This is a genomic window from Streptosporangium sp. NPDC002607, from assembly GCF_053592655.1.
Genome location: NZ_JBSFWD010000001.1, coordinates 481,002 through 499,245, shown reverse-complemented (window position 1 = coordinate 499,245; position 18,244 = coordinate 481,002). Strand labels below are relative to the sequence as shown.

The window sequence follows — 18,244 nt, the reverse complement described above, 5'->3', positions numbered from 1 at the left end:
AGGCGGGGCGCGAGCCCGGCTCGCCCTGAGAACTCACGGGTTATCTCCTTCCCCGTTCCCCTCGGTCTCCACCGGTACCTCGGCGTTTTCCTCGGTCTCCAACGACTCCGCGTTGCGGGCCAGAGCCACGACGCTGTCCCCCTCTGCGAGATTCATCAGTCGAACCCCCATCGTCTGGCGGCCCGACTGCTTGATCTCCCCGGCGCTCGTCCGGATAACCCCTCCGGCGGACGTGATCGCGAAAACCTCGTCCTCGGGCCTGACCATGACCGCGCCAACCAGCTTGCCACGGGCACTAACGATCTTGGCGGTCAGGACGCCCTTTCCACCCCTTCCCTGGATCGGGTACTGATCCACGGGGGTGCGCTTGGCGTATCCGCCCTCGGTGGCGATGAGCACGTTGTCGCCGTCGGCGATCCGGTTCATCGCCAGGAGCTCGTCGCCCTCAAGGAAGCGCATGCCGATCACACCGCTGGTCGCCCTGCCCATCGGGCGCATGGCCTCGTCGGAGGCCGTGAAGCGGATGGACTGGGCACCGCGGGAGACGAGCAGGAGGTCGTCCTCCTCCGACACGAGCCTGGCGGCGATCACCTCGTCATCTTCGCGCAGGTTGATCGCGATGAGGCCACCCGTGCGCGGCGAGTCGTACTCGGACAGGCGCGTCTTCTTCACCAGGCCGCTGCGGGTGGCCAGCACGAGGTAGGGGGCGACGTCGTAGTCACGCAGGTCCAGGACCTCCATGACGACCTCGTCCGGCTGCATGGCCAGCAGGTTCGCCAGGTGCTGCCCGCGCGCGTCGCGGCCCGAGTCGGGGAGCTCGTACGCCTTGACCCGGTAGACGCGGCCCTTGTTCGTGAAGAACAGCAGCCAGTGGTGTGTCGTGGTGACGAAGAAGTGGTCGACGATGTCGTCCTGGCGCAGCTGCGCACCCCGCACACCCTTGCCGCCGCGCTTCTGCGCCCGGTAAAGATCTGTGTTGGTTCGCTTGGCGTAGCCGCCGCGGGTGATCGTGACGACCATGTCCTCCTCGGCGAGGAGGTCCTCGATGGACATGTCGCCCTCGTAGGCGATGATCTCGGTCCTGCGCTCGTCGCCGTACCGCGCGGTGAGCTCGGAGAGCTCGTCCTGGACGATCGTGCGCTGCCGCTCGGGCGAGGCGAGGATCGCCTGGTACTCGGTGATCTGCGCCATCAGCGCGTCGTACTCGTCGGTGATCTGCTGGCGCTCCAGAGCGGCCAGCTTGCGCAGCTGCATGTCGAGGATGGCCTGCGCCTGGATCTCGTCGATCTCCAGGAGCGTCATCAGGCCGCCCTGCGCGGCGGACGCCGAGGGCGACCGCCGGATGAGCGCGATGACCTCGTCCATCCGGTCGAGTGCCTTGAGCAGCGCGCGCAGGATGTGCGCCCGCTCCTCGGCCTTGCGCAGCAGGTAGCGGGTCCGGCGGACCACGACCTCGATCTGGTGGGCCACGTAGTGGCGGACGAACTGGTCGAGCCTGAGCGTGCGCGGCACGCCGTCGACCAGGGCCAGCATGTTGGCGCCGAAGGTGGTCTGCAGCTGGGTGTGCTTGTAGAGGTTGTTCAGCACGACCTTGGCGACCGCGTCGCGCTTGAGCACGATCACCAGGCGCTGGCCGACGCGCGAGGAGCTCTCGTCGCGGACGTCGGCGATGCCGGTGATCCGGCCGTCCTTCACCGACTCGGCGATGGTCAGTGCGAGGTTGTCCGGGTTGACCTGGTAGGGCAGCTCGGTGACGACCAGGCATTGGCGGCCCTTGGCGTCCTCCTCGACCTCGACGACCGCCCGCATGGTGATCGAACCGCGGCCGGTCCGGTACGCGTCGTCGATGCCGCGCCGGCCGACGACCAGCGCGCCGGTGGGGAAGTCGGGCCCCTTGACCCGGGCGATCAGCGCTTCGAGGAGTTCCTCGTCCGTCGCCTCCGGGTTCTGCAGGGACCAGACGATGCCCGCGGCCACCTCCCGCAGGTTGTGCGGCGGGATGTTGGTGGCCATGCCGACCGCGATGCCCGCCGACCCGTTGACCAGCAGGTTGGGGAAGCGCGAGGGCAGGACCGTCGGCTCCTGGGAGCGCCCGTCGTAGTTGGGGATGAGATCGACGGTGTCCTTGTCGATGTCGCGCAGCATCTCCATGGCGATGGGCGCGAGCTTGCACTCGGTGTAGCGCATCGCCGCGGGCGGGTCGTTGCCCGGCGAGCCGAAGTTGCCCTGCCCGTCGACCAGCGTGTAACGCAGCGCCCAGTGCTGGGCCATCCGCACCACGGTGGCGTAGATCGACGCGTCGCCGTGCGGGTGGTAGGAGCCCATGACGTCACCGACGACGCGGGAGCACTTGAAATAACCGCGGTCGGGCCGGTAGCCGCCGTCGTACATGGCGTACAGCACCCGGCGGTGCACCGGCTTCATGCCGTCGCGGACGTCCGGCAGCGCGCGCGAGACGATGACCGACATCGCGTAGTCCATGTAGCTGCGCTGCATCTCGGACTGGATGTCGACCGGCTCGACGCGGTCTACCGGAGGGCCGGGCGGAGTGTTGACTTCCGTCACAGGTCAAGATCCTTTTCTGGTACGGCTACCGCTACACGTCGAGGAAACGGACGTCCCGGGCGTTCCTGATGATGAAGGAGCGGCGCGCCTCGACGTCCTCACCCATGAGCACGCTGAACAGCTCGTCGGCCTGGGCCGCGTCATCGAGGGTGACCTGCAGGAGCAGGCGGGTGTCGGGGTTCATGGTCGTCTCCCAGAGCTGGGCGGCGTTCATCTCGCCCAGACCCTTGAAGCGCTGCACGTTGTCACGGGGCCGGGGATCGGGCTTGCCCGCGTCGATGCCGGCCTGGATGACCGCGTCGCGCTCCCGATCGGAGTAGGCGTAGGAGGCGTCGTCCCCCCTCCTGTCCCACTTGATCTTGTAGAGCGGCGGCTGGGAGAGGTAGACGTGCCCCGCTTCGATCAGCGGCCGCATGAAACGGAACAGCAGGGTCAGCAGCAGGGTCGTGATGTGCTGGCCGTCGACGTCGGCGTCCGCCATCAGGATGAGCTTGTGGTAGCGGAGCTTGGTGATGTCGAACTCGTCGTGCACACCGGTGCCCATGGCCGTGATCAGCGCCTGGACCTCCTGGTTCTGCAGGACCTTGTCGATCCGGGCCTTCTCCACGTTGAGGATCTTGCCGCGGATCGGGAGGATCGCCTGGAACTTGGAGTCGCGCCCGCCCTTGGCCGAACCGCCCGCCGAGTCACCCTCGACGATGTACAGCTCGCACTTCTCCGGATCGCTCCACTGGCAGTCGGCCAGCTTGCCCGGCAGACCGGAGCCCGACTCCAGCAGCGACTTGCGCCGGGTCAGGTCACGGGCCTGGCGGGCCGCGAGGCGGGCGCGGGAGGCCTGCAGGGACTTCGTGATGATGTCCTTGGCCTCACCGGGGTTGCGCTCGAACCAGTCGCGCAGGTGGTCGTTGCAGGCCTTCTGGACGAACGACTTGGCCTCGGTGTTGCCCAGCTTGGTCTTGGTCTGGCCCTCGAACTGCGGGTCGGCCAGCTTCACCGAGATGATCGCGGTGAGGCCCTCGCGAATGTCCTCACCCGCGAGGTTGTCGTCCTTGCCCTCCTTGAGGAACTTCTGCTCGCGCGCGTAGCGGTTGACGATGGACGTCAGCGCCGCGCGGAAGCCCTCCTCGTGGGTGCCGCCCTCCGCGGTGTTGATCGTGTTGGCGAAGGTGTAGACCGACTCGCTGTACGAGTTGTTCCACTGCATCGCGATCTCGACCGCGATGCCGTCTCCGTGCTCCTCGAAGTCGATCACCGATACGTGGGTGGGTTCCTTCTTGGAGTTGAGGTGCTTGACGAAGTCGGACAGACCGCCCTCGTAGTGGTAGGTGACCTCTTTGGGGTCATCCTCGATGAACTCGGGGCGCTCGTCCCTGATGGAGATCGTCAGGCCCTTGTTGAGGAAGGCCATCTCCTGGAAGCGGCGCGCGAGAGTCTCGAAGTGCCAGGTCGTGGTCTCGAAGATGGTCCCGTCGGCCCAGAAGGTGATCGAGGTGCCGGTCTCGCCGGTCTCCTCGCCCTTGATCAGGGAGGTGGTGGGCCGGGTGTCGACGTAGGTCTGCCGCCAGTGGTGGCCGTCGGTGCGGATCTCCACCTCGAGCCTGCTGGACAGCGCGTTGACGACGGAGACGCCCACGCCGTGCAGTCCTCCGGAGACCGCGTACGACTTGTCGTCGAACTTGCCGCCCGCGTGCAGCACGGTCAGCACGACCTCGACCGCGGGACGGTTCTCGCCGGGAACGTTGCCGACCGGGATGCCACGGCCGTTGTCGACGACCCGCACGCCGTTGTCGGCGAGCAGGGTGATCTCGATCCGGTCGGCGTGCCCGGCCAGGGCCTCGTCGACGGAGTTGTCGACGACCTCGTAGACGAGGTGATGGAGACCGCGCTCACCAGTGGAGCCGATGTACATGCCGGGGCGCTTACGGACCGCCTCAAGTCCTTCGAGAACAGTGATTGAGCTAGCGTCGTAGGACAAGTGCGAAATCCTCCTGCCGCGGACACGCGGCAGGGAGACAAACGTGTAGCCCCGCCGTGCCCGTCACCGTCGTGAATGCCCCGATGCGTCCACCCAGGGGAGCCGGCACACACGCCGGGGGTGACACGCAAACGGACGTGTCCGGAATTCGATTTCATTCTAGCGGCTCAGAGCACATCATGTGGCATTGACGGCCCCTGGAATGGCCTGTCGCGTGACGATCATCGTCTTGAACATCCCCCTACGGGGGCGGGGTTCGTCGCGCCAGAAAGGCTGCTGATCCGTTTCTGAGCGCCGAGTCAGCCGTATGTGTCGCCCGGGCCGCGGCTTCCGGTGACGCGCAGACCGCCGCTGGAGCGGGGGCCGTTCTGCGGTCCACGGACCTTGACCCGTTGCACCGTTCCGTCCCCTAGCTCCTCATTCAACCTTCTTACGAGGGTCCTTGCCAGCAGACGCACCTGGGTGGCCCAGGCGGTGGAGTCCGCGACGACCACGACCTCGCCCTCCGCGAAGGTCTCCGGCCTGGTGTGGGCCGCCATGTCCGGGCCGACGATCTCGTGCCAGCGGCCGAAGACCCCGCCGATCGCGGCGGGCTGCTGCCAGCCCCGATCGGCGAGCAGGTCGGCGATGGCCCTGCCGAAGAGCTGGGGATCACCCGCGTCCCTGCGCGGCCCGGACGCCCTGCGGCGCGGCTCCCTGCGGGGGAGCTGCCCTCGCCTGGCGGCGTCCGACTTGGCCTGGGCCAGCTTCTCCCTGGCCATCGCCGCCCCCTTGGCGGCCGCGCTCCTCGCCGACCCGGGAGCCGTGGCGTCCGCCCCGCCACCGCTCGATCCAGGCTCTGAGTCATCGGGCACGGACCACGCCTCCCTCTGTCACGTCGAACCGGCCTCCGGCCAGCTCCTTCGGCACGTCGTCGGGGACCGCGGCGGTGATCAGCACCTGCTCGGCGGGGGCGACCATCTCGGCCAGGCGGCGCCGGCGCCTGCTGTCCAGCTCGGCGAAGACGTCGTCCAGGATCAGGACCGGGTCGCCGCCGTCGGCCCTGAGCAGGTCGTAGGCGGCCAGCCTGAGCGCCAGCGCGTACGACCACGACTCACCGTGGCTGGCGTAGCCGCGCGCGGGCAGCTCCCCCAGCCCGAGGAACAGGTCGTCGCGGTGCGGGCCGACCAGGGTGACGCCACGTTCGAGCTCGGCGGCGCGAACCTCCAGCAGGCCGGCCCGCAGCCGCTCCGCCAGCTCGGCGCGGTCGGTGCCGGCGTCCGCGGGCAGGGTGCCGCGGTACTCCAGCCTCGCGGGGGCGGAGTCGGGCGCGAGAGAGGCGTACGAGGCGGCGACCAGGGGGCGCAGCGTCTCGACCAGTTCCAGCCTGGCCGCGAGCAGCTCGGCACCGTGCGTGGCCAGGTGGGCGTCCCAGACCTCAAGGGTGCTCAGCGGGTCCCCCGCCCCGGCCTCGGCGAACGCCGCGTCGCTCTCGGCCCGCCGGGCGCTCCGGCCGCGCCCCCGCCGGGCCTGCGCGGCCGTACGCAGCAGGGCACCGCGCTGCTTGAGCACCCTGTCGTAGTCGGCGCGCACCCCCGCGAACCTGGGCGCCCTGGCCACCAGGAGATCGTCGAGGAACCGGCGCCGCTCGGAGGGGTCGCCCTTGACCATGGAGAGGTCCTCAGGAGCGAACAGGACGGTGCGCAGCAGGCCGACGACATCGCGCGTGCGGGAGACGGGCGAGCGGTTCAGCCTGGCCCTGTTGGCCCTGCCCGGGTTGATCTCCAGCTCGATCAGCGCGCGCCGGTCGTCGCGGACCACCACCGAGCGTACGATCGCCCGCGCCGCGCCCTGCCGGACCAGCGGCCCGTCGCCGGCGACCCGGTGGCTGGCCTGCGTCGCCACGTAACCCAGCGCCTCGACCAGGTTGGTCTTTCCCATGCCGTTGGGCCCGACGAAGGCCGTGACCCCCGGCTCCATGCCGAGATCGACGGTTTCGTAGGACCGGAAGTCGGTCAGGGAGAGATGGGCGACATGCACCCCAGGAAGATTAGTCGGCCCCGCCCATCACCGTGGCCTCCGGCGCCCGCACGGCTCGCGCCCCGTGGAAAAGGTATGGCGCGAGCCCTACGACGGAGGTCGCGAACGTGCGGCCGCGGCTGCCGGAGCGGCCCTGCCGAGCCGGGAGCGGTGGTGGGTCCGCGCCTTGGACGGGGAACGCCGCGCTAGCCGGCCGCCTCGACCGGGGGGGTGACGTCGGCGCCGGGGGAGTCGGCGCCCTTGGCCGCCGAGCCCGCCCTGGAGGTGACCGCGTGGCCGCCGAACTGGTTGCGCAGGGCCGCGACGACCTTCATGGCCGGCGAGTCGTCCTGGCGGGAGGCGAACCTGGCGTACAGGGCGGCGGTGATGACCGGCAGCGGGACCGCGAGGTCGACGGCCGCCTGAACCGTCCAGCGGCCCTCGCCGGAGTCCTGCGCGTAGCCCTCGAGCTGCTCCAGAGCGGGGTCCTCCTCAAGTGCGCGGACCATCAGGTCGAGCAGCCAGGAGCGGATGACGGTGCCCTGCCGCCAGCTCTTGAAGGCGCCGGGCACGTCGGTCACGATGTCGGCGGCCTCCAGCAGCTCCCAGCCCTCGGCGAAGGCCTGCATCATGCCGTACTCGATGCCGTTGTGGACCATCTTGGCGAAGTGACCGGCACCGATCCTGCCCGCGTGGACGAAGCCGTCCTCGCCCTCGGGCTTGAGGGTCTCGAAGATCGGCATCGCCCGCTCGACGTCGGCCCTGTCGCCGCCGACCATGAGCGCGTAGCCGTTCTCCAGCCCCCAGACTCCACCGCTCACGCCGCAGTCGACGAACCCGATGCCCTTCGCGGCGAGCGCGGCGCCGTGCCTCTGGTCGTCGACGTAGTGCGAGTTGCCTCCGTCGATGAGGAGGTCGCCGGGGGCCAGTACCTCGCCGAGCGCCTCGATCGTCGCCCGGGTCGGTTCCCCTGAGGGCACCATGACCCACACCGTTCGCGGCGTCTGGAGCCGCTCCGCGAGCTCCTCCAGGCCGGAGACGTCGCTGACCGCGGGATCGCGGTCGTAACCGACGACCTCGTGGCCGCCGCGGCGCAGGCGCTCAGCCATCCTGCCGCCCATCTTGCCCAGCCCGACCATGCCGATCTGCATACGAGTACCCCCTTCAGGGTTCCATCGTTCACCTACGTCAGACGTGCCCGCGCAAGCCTTACCAGCTCGGGGTTCCCGCCTACCGGATCACCCGTGGGACCGTGGAGGACGTCCTCCAGGCCGATGCGCGTGGCCAGCCCCGACTGCCCCGCGAAGTCCAGGAGAATCCAGGTCGGCTCCTCCTCCCCGTGGAGCAGCCGAGGTCCCGGTACACCGAGCTCGGCGAGGCGGTCCAGGATCGCGCGCGCCCGGCGGACGGCCGTGTCCGCGGGGCCACCGAGGATCTCGACGAGCACCCGGGCGCACTCCAGTCCGCTCGCGGCGAGCGCGTCGGCGTCGTCTGTGGACCAGACCCCGGCCTCCACGTCCACTCCGAGCCGCCGCAGATCATGCCACAGGTCCCGGAAGCCGGGTTCCGAGAGATTCACGGACGCGAAGTCCGGCAGGTCGCCGGGGGCGAGCGCGGCCCAGCCTCGGACGGCCGCGCGCCGTGCGTCCACATCCCCGCCGGCTATCCACAACCCCGTGCTCACCCCCACGGGGAGCCCGGGGCACGCCTCGCGCACCGCACGCACCGCCGCCCCGATGTGGACGGCGCTGAGCGACTCGCTGCCGCCCTCGTCGCGCGGATGCATGTGAACAGCGTCCGCACCCGCCTCACGGGCCTCACAGGCCGCCTCAGCGAGCTCCAGAGGGGCCAGGGGGAGGGCCGGGTGGTCGCCGGGCCTCCTGGCACCGTTCAGGCACGCCTTGAGCCACAGCGCGCCCGAGCGGGGCACCCCCGCCATCAGCTGGAGAGCCGGATGGGCATGATCAGGTAGCGGTAGTCGGGAACCTCGCCGTCGTCCACAGGCTTGCCACCGGTGAGGATGGCCGGCTTGGTGGACGTGGTCATCTGCAGGCGGGCCACGTCGGAGTCGATCGCGCCAAGGCCCTCCAGCAGGAACTGGTGGTTGAAGGCGATGTTGATGTCCTCGCCCTCGAACTCGACGGGGAGCACCTCGACGGCCTGCGCCTCGTCGCCGCTGCCCGCCTCCAGGACGACCTCGTCGCCGCGGAAGGCGAGCCGTACCGGCGTGTTGCGCTCGGCGACCAGGGCCACGCGCTTGACGGCCTCGACGAAGGCCGCCGTCGGCAGCTGCGCGCAGGCGGAGAACTCGGTGGGCAGCAGCGAGCGGTACTTGGGGAACTCGGGGTCGAGCAGCCTGGTGGTGGTGCGGCGCCCCGCGCTGGAGAAGCCGATCATGCCCTCACCGGTGCCCCCCGCGGAGCTCATCGCGATCTCGACCTCGGCGCCGGTGCCCCCCAGGGCCTTGGCCGTGTCCGCGAGTGTCCTGCCCGGGATCATCGCGATCGCCGAGAAGTCGGGCTGGTCCGGCTGCCACTTCAGCTCCCGCACGGCGAGGCGGTAACGGTCGGTCGCCGCGAGGGTGACGGTGTCCCCCTCGATCTCCACGCGCACGCCGGTGAGCATCGGCAGGGTGTCGTCCTTGCCCGCGGCCACGGCGACCTGGCCGACGGCGGAGGCGAACACGTCGCTGCCCACCCGGCCGGCGGCCGGTGGCATGGTCGGCAGCGAGGGATAGTCCTCCACAGGCATGGTCAGGAGGGTGAACCGGGCGCTGCCACAGGTGACGACCGCCTTGGCGCCCTCCACGACGAAGTCCACAGGCTGCGCGGGGAGCGCCCTGGTGATCTCGGCGAGCAGCCTGCCCGAGACGAGCACCACGCCCGCCTCTCCCGTCTGCAGTTCGAGGGTCACCTCGGCGGAGACCTCGTAGTCGAAGCCCGAGAGCTTGAGTTGCCCGTCCTCAGTGACCTCAAGACGCATGCCGGCCAGCACCGGCACGGAGGGACGCGCCGGCAGGCTGCGCGCCGTCCATGCGACCGCCTCAGCGAGCACGTCTCGGTCGACCCGGAACATCACGTGGATCTGCCTCCTGTGTATCGAGCGCCGTCCGCTCGGTGCCTGGGGTTCAAGTGTTCACTGTCTGGAGCCTGAGCTCTCCCGGAACCCTCTTATGGCTCTTGGGTTTCCTAGTAGAGATACAAGTGGCCATCGTATTAGGGGGTGTGGATACTGTGGAAAGCCATCGTTTCCGCAGGTCAAGTGCGGTTTTTTCATCCACCGGGGCTGTGGGCGCCCGCTGTGGACAACTCTTGGGGCTGGGGAGAACCGCGGAGTACCCACAGGCCGTCCCCAGATTCGGCTCGCTCTGTCCACCGGTTATCCACGAGGTTTCCCCAGGTTATCCACCGGGTATGAGGTCGGTTTGTCCTTGTGGAAAACTCTCTTCACAGGGCGTCCCCAGGTTGTCCACGGGTTACCCACAGGTTGTCCCCAACTTCTCCCCAGAGTTGTCCACAGTCCCAGAACAGGGTTCGGACCGGCTCGTTTGCTGATGATCATGGGTGGACGCCCCGGAGCCTTCCCCGCCCCCGCGAATCGTTGATCCACAAGGTTTTCCACAGCCTGTGCATCACGGGGTGAAAAACCTCAGCCATTACGGGACTGCTGCTTGATCCTGGTGGTGAGTTCGTTGACCTGGTTGTAGATCGAGCGGCGCTCGGCCATCAGGGAGCGGATCTTCCGGTCGGCGTGCATGACCGTGGTGTGGTCGCGGCCGCCGAACTGCTGACCGATCTTCGGGAGCGACATGTCGGTCAGCTCCCGGCACAGGTACATGGCGATCTGGCGGGCGGTGACCAGGACGCGCGAACGCGACCCGCCGCACAGGTCGTCGATCGACAGGCCGAAGTAGGCGGCGGTGGAGGCCATGATCGTGGCGACCGTTATCTCGGACCCGGCGTCCTCGGTGATCAGGTCCTTGAGCACGACCTCGGTGAGCTGCAGATCGACCGACTGCCGGTTGAGGCTGGCGAACGCGGTCACCCTTATCAGGGCACCCTCCAGCTCGCGGATGTTGGTGGAGATGCGGCTGGCGATGTACTCCAGCACCTCGGGCGGCGCGGCCAGGCCCTCCTGGATCGCCTTCTTGCGCAGAATCGCGATGCGCGTCTCCAGCTCGGGCGGCTGGACGTCGGTGATCAGGCCCCACTCGAACCGGTTGCGGAGCCGGTCCTCCAGCGTGACCAGCTGTTTCGGCGCCCGGTCGCTGGAGATGACGATCTGTTTGTTGGAGTTGTGCAGGGTGTTGAAGGTGTGGAAGAACTCCTCCTGCGTCTGCTCCTTGCCCTCCAGGAACTGGATGTCGTCCACCAGCAGGATGTCCACGGCCCGGTAGCGGCCCCGGAAGTTGTCGGCCTTGTGGTCGCGGATGGAGTTGATGAAGTCGTTGGTGAACTCCTCGGAGCTCACGTACCGCACCCGCGCGCCGTCGTACAGGCTCTGGGCGTAGTGGCCGATCGCGTGCAGCAGGTGGGTCTTGCCCAGACCCGAGTCGCCGTAGATGAACAGCGGGTTGTACGCCTTGGCGGGCGCCTCGGCCACCGCGACCGCGGCCGCGTGGGCGAAACGGTTGCTGGAGCCGATGACGAAGGTCTCGAAGGTGTATTTCGGGTTCAGCCGGGCGGGCTCGCCCTGCGTCCGGCTCCCGCGGCTGTCCCACCTGTTCGGTACGCCGCCCGCACCGGGCACCGCGGGCGCGCCGCGGTCGAAGGAGTCGGGCTCGGGACGCGGCGAGGGCGCGGTGTAGCCGCCGCGGTTGTATCCGGGGCTCGGTTCCCCCGGCGAGGGAGCCTGGGACGGCTCCGAGGGGCGGTACGGCTGGGAGGATTCCTCGCCCTGCTGGTACGGGTAGGAGAACGGCTGGGCCTGTGGATATTCGGTGGACGGCTGGGCGGCCGGGTTACCCCCCTGATAGGGGGGATGGGGCACCGAACCCCCGTGGTGCTGGGGATTGGCCGGTTGTGCATAACCCTGCTGGGCCCCGCCGGCCTGTGCATAACCCTGCGGTTGCGCCTGGGGATAAGGGTCCTGGCGGGAGGAGAGTCCAGGCTCGGGGCCCGCCGCGCTGGGGTCGACCATGACCGCCACCCGCATCGGGCGGCCGAACTCCTGGGAGAGCGCGTGACTGATAAGCGGACGAAGCTTGTTCTCCAGAACATCTCTGGCGAAATCCGTGGGTGCGGCGAGCACCACCGTGTCATTCATGAGGCCGAAGGGCCGGGTCATGTTGAGCCAGACCCGCTGCTGAGACGGGACGTTCTCGTTCAGGGAGTTCTCCAGCGCCCTCGCCCAGACCGCGCTGAGGTCCGTTCCGTCCATGGCTCGGCTCCCCTCCTCCCGACGCGGCCCCCGCTGGCCTACCGCGATCTGTTTATCCACATCGATGGCCGCCGGAAGCACCGGATCTCGCCGTTGTCCACACGCCGGGCGTCTCGTGGCACCTTCGTGGGCACCGTTCGATATCCACACCGAATCCACAGGCTGTGCACAGTCTGTTACCCGCGGTCCGACGCGTCCTCGCAGTGGAGAGAGGGTTTGGAAGGGCCGAGGGTAGCCCTGTCCACAGCTGTGTACAAGACGTTGTCCACAGCCTAGTGGCAGTACGGGGGGGACAGAGTGCACATCCTGTGGACGGCGGGGCGCCGGTGGAAAACGTGCCTGTGGAAAGGTGGATAACCTGTATTCGCGTGCTCCAGGATGTTCTCCGGTTTGACCTGGGACGCGCCTGCCCCGTAACGTACGACGGTCGGCTTGCCACGCGGCGGCTATTTCGCATGCCCCGCATCCGGCAGGCCAGCCACTGTCGAGCGTCCCCATGTGCTGGGGATGCGTCTTGAGCCTGGAGCCCACTCGTGAGCAAGCGTACTTTCCAGCCGAACAACCGCCGTCGTGCGAAGACCCACGGCTTCCGGCTCCGCATGCGCACCCGCGCCGGCCGCGCCATTCTTGCCGCTCGCCGTCGCAAGGGCCGCGCCGAGCTCTCCGCCTGACGCATCCGTTGCGCCCGGTCCGCCGGGCCAAGGCAGCAGAGCCCGTCGCCCGTCGGCAGCGATGCCGACGGGCGACAGGCGTACCTGCCCAGGGTCACGAAGATCTCTCGTGTTGCCGTCCGGGTCCCGCATGCGCCGGGGCGACGATTTCGCCGGCGCGATCAGAAGGGGAAGCCGAGCAGGCCGCCCCACCCTGGTCGCGCACTTTGGCATGCGCCCTGACGCTGACGATCCCCCCCTGGTCGGATTCGTGGTGAGTCGCGCCGTGGGAGGCGCGGTCATCAGAAATCGGGTCAAACGTCAGTTGCGACACCTCATGCGAGACCGTCTCGACCGGCTTCCGCGAGGTAGCCTGCTTGTTGTACGCGCCAATCCACCGGCCGCGTCCGCGCGAAGCGAGCGCATTGCCGCCGAACTCGACGTCGCGCTGGATCGTTTACTCAGGCGGCTAGAGCCCCCGGGGGCTCGCATGGATGGGCGATGATGACGGCGCAGCAGATCGCCGGGATTTCTCCGGCTGCCAGGATCCTGATGGCTCCGATCCGGTTCTACCGGGCCTTCGTGAGCCCTTTGCTGGGTCCCCGTTGCCGTTTCCACCCCTCGTGCAGTGCCTATGGCCTCGAAGCCGTAGCCGTTCACGGCGCGCTACGCGGCACATGGTTGACGATCCGGAGAATCGGGCGTTGCCACCCATTCCATCCCGGAGGCTTTGACCCGGTTCCCCCGGGCCGGTCCGACGAAACGCAAGGGAGCTAGCTCGGTGGAGCTGTCCTGGCTGAACTGGCTTTACACGGCCGTCGCCCAAGTGATCACCTGGATTCACGAGGGCTACAGCACCTTCATCCCGAGGAACAGCGGGCTCAACTGGGCGCTGACCATCATCACGCTCACCGTGCTGATGCGGCTGTTGATCTTCCCGCTCTTCCTCAAGCAGATGCGCTCCTCGAAGAAGATGCAGGAACTGGCGCCAAAGGTCCAGGAGATCCGCAAACGCTACAAGAACGACAAGCAGCGGATGAACCAGGAGGTCATGGCGCTGTACCAGGGGCAGGGCGCCAACCCGCTGGGTGGCTGTCTGCCGATTCTGGCGCAGTTCCCGATCTTCATCTCGATGTTCACCGTGCTCCAGGCCATGGCCAACAGCCCGGTTCCCAAGTTCGGCATGACCCAGCAGTTGATGGACAGCGCCAGGGCGGCCCACATCTTCGGCGCGCCGATCCCGGCGACCTTCTTCACCAGTGCGAACGACATCATCGCGCTGAACGCCGACCCCATCGTCACCAAGGTCGTTCTCGCCGTCTTCGTGGCGATCAGCTCGCTGACCACCTTCCTTACCGTCCGGCAGAGCGTGACCCGCTCGATGGCCCAGATGCCGGACAACCCGATGGCGCAGCAGCAGAAGATCCTGATGTACGTCTCGCCGCTGTTCGCCATCTTCTCGCTGAACTTCCCCCTGGGCCTGATCCTCTACTGGGTCACCACGAACCTCTGGACCCTCGGCCAGCAGCACTGGTTCTACAGCCGAAACCCCTCCCCGGTGGTCGACGCGAAGGGCAACGTCACGACCCCCGAGCCCAAGCCGAGCCTGCTGAGCAAGGTCAAGAAGACCGCCCCCGAGCCTGAGGCGCCGCCCGCGCCGGAGCCCAAGGTGGTCCGCCAGCAGCCCACCCGCCAGCCCCGCAGCAAGCGGACCGGTAGCAAGAAGTCCTGACGTCTCATCCCGACAGCACGAAGGAGTGGCCGGACGTGACCGAGGCCGAGGCCGAGAGGGAGCCCGCGAAGGCGGCTCCCGATCTCGCCGCCCTGGAGCAGGAAGGCGAGATCGCGGCGGATTACGTCGAGGGTCTGCTCGACATCGCCGACATCGACGGTGACATCGACATGGATGTCGAAGGTGACCGCGCCGTGGTGTCGGTGGTCGATATCAAGGGCGGTGATCTGGTCGGCCCCAACGGCGAGGTGCTGGAGGCCATCCAGGAATTGACGCGTCTCGCGGTCCATCGCCAGACGGGTGAGCGGTCGCGTCTGATGCTCGACATCGGCGGCTACCGCGACCGCCGCCGGAGCGAACTGAGCGAGCTCGGCACCAAGATCGCTGCGGACGTCAAGCGGGATGGCGAGCCCAAGTCGCTGCAGCCGATGACCCCGTTCGAGCGGAAGATCGTGCATGACGCCGTCGCGGCGGCGGGCCTGCGGAGCGAGTCCGAGGGCGAGGAGCCCCGCCGTTTCGTGGTGGTCCTCCCCGTCTAGCGACGGCGCGGACGGGCAGAGGCCGCCGCCCCTGGTTCTTCCAGGGGCGGCGGCCTTTTTCGCGGCCTGTTCCGTACGATGTCGGCGGTGGCATACGAGTTCGGGGCCCGCGCCGTGCGGTGCCGTCGAGGCGGGCCGTTAGCCTTAAGACCGGCCTGACCCCGACATTTCCGAGGGAAGAGTGAGCGTCGAGTGAGTGACCAGATCCCTGAGCCGCCCGAGGTCGCGCGCGAGGTGTTCGCCGGTGACGCCTGGGCCAGGGCGGAGGCGTTCGCGGAACTGCTGGCCGGCCCCGGGGTGGTGCGCGGGCTGCTCGGTCCGCGGGAGGTGCCGCGCATCTGGGACCGCCACCTGCTCAACTGCGCGGTGGTCGCCGAGGCGGTGCCCGCAGGCGCGCGCCTGGTCGACATCGGTTCCGGTGCCGGACTGCCGGGCCTGGTCCTGGCGATCGTACGGCCGGACATCACCGTCACCCTCCTGGAGCCGCTCCTTCGCCGGACGGTCTTCCTGGAGGAGTGCGTGGAGTCGCTGAAGCTCGGCAACGTCGAGGTGTTGCGCGGCCGGGCGGAGGAGTTCGCGGGCAGGCGGGAGTTCGACGTCGCCTCCGCCCGTGCGGTGGCACCGCTCGACCGCCTGCTGAAGTGGGCGCTTCCCCTGCTGCGCGAGGGGGGCGAACTGCTGGCCATGAAGGGCGAGCGTGCCGCGGAGGAATTGGCGGACGCCGAACGGCAATTGCGGTCGAGTGGGGTTCAAACCGCTGAGCTCACATCGGTCGGGCACGGTAAGGTCGAGCCGCCCACAACTCTCATCCGGGTGGTCGCCGGTCGAGCTCCAGAAGGAGCGCGGAAGACCGCTCGCCGGAAGGATCGCGCCTCGCGAGGCAGGTAGCGCGAGGCCAGTAGACAAACCGAGCAAAGCGAGTACGAGGCCAGTGGACGACCGTACAGGTGCGATTGCCAGCGCGACGAGCGGTCTCGGCTGGCCCGAGGATCCGGCCGCTTTGCCACATGGACGCCTTTCCGGTCTGGGTTGGCCGGCACCGGCTCCCGGTGCCGTAGTCAGGCCGGTTGAAAGGACGACGACCGTGACCCAGACCCCCCTTAATCCCGGCGACTCGCCGCTGGTACGAGAGGCACTCAGCTCAGTGGTTTCACGTGAAACATCGACCCGGAAGACCGCCGCTCCCGGAGGTTCCACCGGGGTCCGAGATGGAGATTGGCCCCGCCCTCCCAAAACCCGGATCTTCACCGTCGCCAATCAGAAGGGCGGCGTCGGTAAGACCACCACGTCGGTCAACCTGGCGGCAGCGCTGTCCATGCATGGCCAGCGGGTGCTCGTGGTCGACCTCGACCCCCAGGGCAACGCCTCGACGGCCCTGGCCGTCGAGCACCGCGGCGACGTACCGGACATGTACAAGGTGCTCGTGGAGGACATGCCGCTCGCGGAGGTGGTGAAGGAGGTCCCGGACATGCCGGGGCTCTACTGTGCTCCCGCCACGATCGACCTGGCCGGTGCCGAGATCGAGTTGGTCTCCATGGTCGCCCGTGAGGCTCGCCTGCAGCGCGCGCTGACCGCGTACGACGCCGTTGAGTTCGACTACATCCTCATTGACTGCCCTCCCTCGCTCGGCCTGCTCACCGTCAACGCGTTGATGGCCGCAAACGAGTTGCTGATTCCCATCCAGTGCGAGTACTACGCGCTGGAGGGTCTTGGGCAGCTGTTGAGAAACGTGGATCTGGTCCGTGCCCATCTGAACCCCACGCTTGACCTCTCCACCATTCTCATGACGATGTACGACGGACGCACCCGCCTGGCCTCCCAGGTGGCCGACGAGGTCCGCTCCCACTTCGGCGCGACGGTGTTGAGCACGTTGATCCCCCGGAGCGTGCGCGTCTCCGAGGCCCCGAGCTACGGTCAGTCGGTCATGACGTACGACCCGGGCTCCAGCGGCGCGATGGCCTATATGGACGCCGCTCGTGAGATCGCTTATCGCGGTGTGGCCGTATGAGTACCGCGAATGAGGGCGGCATCTTGAGCCTCGGGAGGGGCAGTGAGTAAGCAGCCGAGAGGGCTGGGCAGGGGACTGGGGGCCCTCATCCCGACGGGCCCGGCCGTCGTCGCCGAGACACCCGTGTCGATGACCGTGACGATGGTCGCCCCGGAGCCGGCGGTGCCGGAGCAGCCCGGCCCCAAGCCGGTCGCGGGCGCCTACTTCCTTGAGATCCCCGTCGACGACATCGCGCCCAACCCGCGCCAGCCCCGCGACGTCTTCGACGAAGAGGCCCTGAAGGAGCTGGCCGCCTCGATCGGCGAGGTCGGCCTGCTCCAGCCGGTCGTGGTGCGCGCGACAGGCGAGGGGCGCTACGAGCTGGTCATGGGCGAGCGCCGCTGGCGCGCTTCCAAGCTCGCCGGCCTCTCCGAGATCCCCGCGATCGTGCGGAGCACTCAGGAGGACAAGCTCCTGCTTGACGCGCTCATCGAGAACCTCCAGCGCGAGCAGCTCAACGCTCTGGAGGAGGCGGCGGCCTATCAGCAACTGCTCGACGACTTCGGCGCGACCCACGAGCAGCTCGCCACCCGCATCGGCCGCTCCCGCTCCCACGTGACCAACACGCTCCGCCTGCTGAAGTTGCCGCCCGGCGTGCAGCTCAGTGTCGCGGCCGGCACGATCAGCGCGGGTCACGCGCGGGCCCTGCTCCGCTTGGACGACCCCGCCGCCCAGGAGCATCTCGCCCGCAGGATCGTTGCCGAGCTGCTGTCGGTCCGCGCGGTCGAGGAGATCGTCGCCGTGGGCGACGCCAAGGCGGCTCCGGCACCGGCCCCGCGAACCCCTCGGGCGAAGCCCACCGAGGAGCCCGTCCTCCGGCAGCTGGCAGATCGTCTCTCCGACCGCTTCGAGACCCGGGTGAAGGTCGACTTCGGCCGCCGTAAGGGTCGCATCGTGGTGGAGTTCGCGACCATCGACGACCTGGAGCGCATCATCAGCACGATGGCCCCGGGATCGCTGCAGGTGCAGGAAGGATGATTTCCGGCAGGGCTCGTGAACGTGGGGTCAATGGCGCCCCCGTTGTGAGCCGGTGAATCCCGGACCCCCGCTCCCCTCTCCCGGAGGGTTCTCCGCTCGAACGGCCTCCCTGTTTCACGTGAAACAGGGAGGCCGTTCTCATGTTCCCGGCGCCGCCCTCGTCCGACGCCCCTCCTTGGCCGTCGTACGCCGCCGCGACGGTCGAGTGAAGCCCTCGGGTTCAATGCGCCTTGCCGCACGCGCACGCGAGGCCTCAGGGCCGTACGGCTGCCAAGTGTTCCGCCCCTGACGCCGGCGCGCCGAGGTTGGCCGGTGCGGCCCCCTGTCGCCGCGACGGAGACGGCGCCGTTTCACGTGAAACATCGAGTGCCGATCGACGCG

Annotated in this window: 16 protein-coding genes; 8 read left to right on the top strand and 8 right to left on the bottom strand. The window is 68.6% G+C overall.

What is annotated here, in order from left to right:
• Positions 1-33 precede the first annotated feature (33 nt).
• The 8 genes from gyrA to dnaA form a co-directional block, all read right to left on the bottom strand.
• Positions 34-2,565 carry a DNA gyrase subunit A gene (gene gyrA, locus ACWD3H_RS02285; protein WP_451953733.1) on the bottom strand — a complete coding sequence of 844 codons (2,532 nt, stop codon included), beginning with the start codon at positions 2,563-2,565 and terminating at the stop codon, positions 34-36.
• 31 nt (positions 2,566-2,596) lie between these two features.
• A complete protein-coding gene (gyrB, locus tag ACWD3H_RS02280) occupies positions 2,597-4,519 on the bottom strand; it encodes a DNA topoisomerase (ATP-hydrolyzing) subunit B (RefSeq protein WP_451953766.1) in 1,923 nt (640 codons plus the stop codon).
• Positions 4,520-4,839: 320 nt separating this feature from the next.
• Positions 4,840-5,394, bottom strand: a complete 555-nt coding sequence (locus ACWD3H_RS02275; protein ID WP_355623549.1) for a DUF721 domain-containing protein — start codon at positions 5,392-5,394, stop codon at positions 4,840-4,842.
• Positions 5,384-6,559: a DNA replication/repair protein RecF gene (gene recF / locus ACWD3H_RS02270; protein WP_451953732.1), complete on the bottom strand. Its 1,176-nt coding sequence runs from the start codon at positions 6,557-6,559 to the stop codon at positions 5,384-5,386. Before recF ends, ACWD3H_RS02275 begins: the two co-directional genes overlap by 11 nt.
• A 185-nt stretch (positions 6,560-6,744) precedes the next feature.
• Positions 6,745-7,689, bottom strand: a complete 945-nt coding sequence (gene gnd / locus ACWD3H_RS02265) for a phosphogluconate dehydrogenase (NAD(+)-dependent, decarboxylating) (protein WP_350913738.1) — start codon at positions 7,687-7,689, stop codon at positions 6,745-6,747.
• 32 nt (positions 7,690-7,721) lie between these two features.
• Positions 7,722-8,477 (bottom strand): 3-keto-5-aminohexanoate cleavage protein, encoded by a 756-nt coding sequence (locus ACWD3H_RS02260; protein ID WP_451953731.1) that lies wholly within the window; start codon positions 8,475-8,477, stop codon positions 7,722-7,724.
• Entirely contained in the window at positions 8,477-9,616 is a 1,140-nt protein-coding gene (gene dnaN, locus ACWD3H_RS02255) for a DNA polymerase III subunit beta (protein WP_355555186.1), read from the bottom strand. The genes ACWD3H_RS02260 and dnaN overlap by 1 nt, the downstream gene beginning before the upstream one ends.
• Positions 9,617-10,186: 570 nt before the next feature.
• Positions 10,187-11,917, bottom strand: a complete 1,731-nt coding sequence (dnaA, locus tag ACWD3H_RS02250; protein WP_451953730.1) for a chromosomal replication initiator protein DnaA — start codon at positions 11,915-11,917, stop codon at positions 10,187-10,189.
• Between the two features lie 533 nt (positions 11,918-12,450).
• Between dnaA and rpmH the strand changes: the two genes are divergently transcribed.
• From rpmH to ACWD3H_RS02210, 8 genes are all read left to right on the top strand, one after another.
• On the top strand, positions 12,451-12,588 hold the full coding sequence (gene rpmH, locus ACWD3H_RS02245) for a 50S ribosomal protein L34 (protein ID WP_010849920.1): 138 nt from the start codon (positions 12,451-12,453) through the stop codon (positions 12,586-12,588).
• A 61-nt stretch (positions 12,589-12,649) separates the two neighbouring features.
• Positions 12,650-13,072 (top strand): ribonuclease P protein component, encoded by a 423-nt coding sequence (gene rnpA / locus ACWD3H_RS02240; RefSeq protein ID WP_451953729.1) that lies wholly within the window; start codon positions 12,650-12,652, stop codon positions 13,070-13,072.
• Complete coding sequence (gene yidD, locus ACWD3H_RS02235) at positions 13,072-13,344, top strand: membrane protein insertion efficiency factor YidD (RefSeq protein ID WP_425580431.1); 273 nt, start codon at positions 13,072-13,074, stop codon at positions 13,342-13,344. Before rnpA ends, yidD begins: the two co-directional genes overlap by 1 nt.
• Positions 13,345-13,348: 4 nt before the next feature.
• On the top strand, positions 13,349-14,299 hold the full coding sequence (gene yidC / locus ACWD3H_RS02230) for a membrane protein insertase YidC (RefSeq protein ID WP_355632781.1): 951 nt from the start codon (positions 13,349-13,351) through the stop codon (positions 14,297-14,299).
• A 35-nt stretch (positions 14,300-14,334) separates the two neighbouring features.
• Positions 14,335-14,838: a Jag family protein gene (locus ACWD3H_RS02225; RefSeq protein ID WP_355555194.1), complete on the top strand. Its 504-nt coding sequence runs from the start codon at positions 14,335-14,337 to the stop codon at positions 14,836-14,838.
• Positions 14,839-15,030: 192 nt separating this feature from the next.
• Positions 15,031-15,726, top strand: a complete 696-nt coding sequence (gene rsmG / locus ACWD3H_RS02220) for a 16S rRNA (guanine(527)-N(7))-methyltransferase RsmG (RefSeq protein ID WP_350913718.1) — start codon at positions 15,031-15,033, stop codon at positions 15,724-15,726.
• 196 nt (positions 15,727-15,922) lie between these two features.
• Entirely contained in the window at positions 15,923-16,846 is a 924-nt protein-coding gene (locus ACWD3H_RS02215) for a ParA family protein (protein WP_350913716.1), read from the top strand.
• Positions 16,847-16,888: 42 nt separating this feature from the next.
• Positions 16,889-17,863, top strand: a complete 975-nt coding sequence (locus ACWD3H_RS02210) for a ParB/RepB/Spo0J family partition protein (RefSeq protein ID WP_451953728.1) — start codon at positions 16,889-16,891, stop codon at positions 17,861-17,863.
• The last annotated feature ends 381 nt before the right edge of the window (positions 17,864-18,244 follow it).

Excerpts from the sequence above, each read along its gene's own strand:
- rnpA (WP_451953729.1), top strand. The coding sequence starts at position 12,650 with ATGCCGACGGGCGACAGGCGTACCTGCCCAGGGTCACGAAGATCTCTC.
- ACWD3H_RS02260 (WP_451953731.1), bottom strand. The coding sequence starts at position 8,477 with ATGGCGGGGGTGCCCCGCTCGGGCGCGCTGTGGCTCAAGGCGTGCCTG.
- dnaA (WP_451953730.1), bottom strand. The coding sequence starts at position 11,917 with ATGGACGGAACGGACCTCAGCGCGGTCTGGGCGAGGGCGCTGGAGAAC.
- yidD (WP_425580431.1), top strand. The coding sequence starts at position 13,072 with ATGACGGCGCAGCAGATCGCCGGGATTTCTCCGGCTGCCAGGATCCTG.
- gnd (WP_350913738.1), bottom strand. The coding sequence starts at position 7,689 with ATGCAGATCGGCATGGTCGGGCTGGGCAAGATGGGCGGCAGGATGGCT.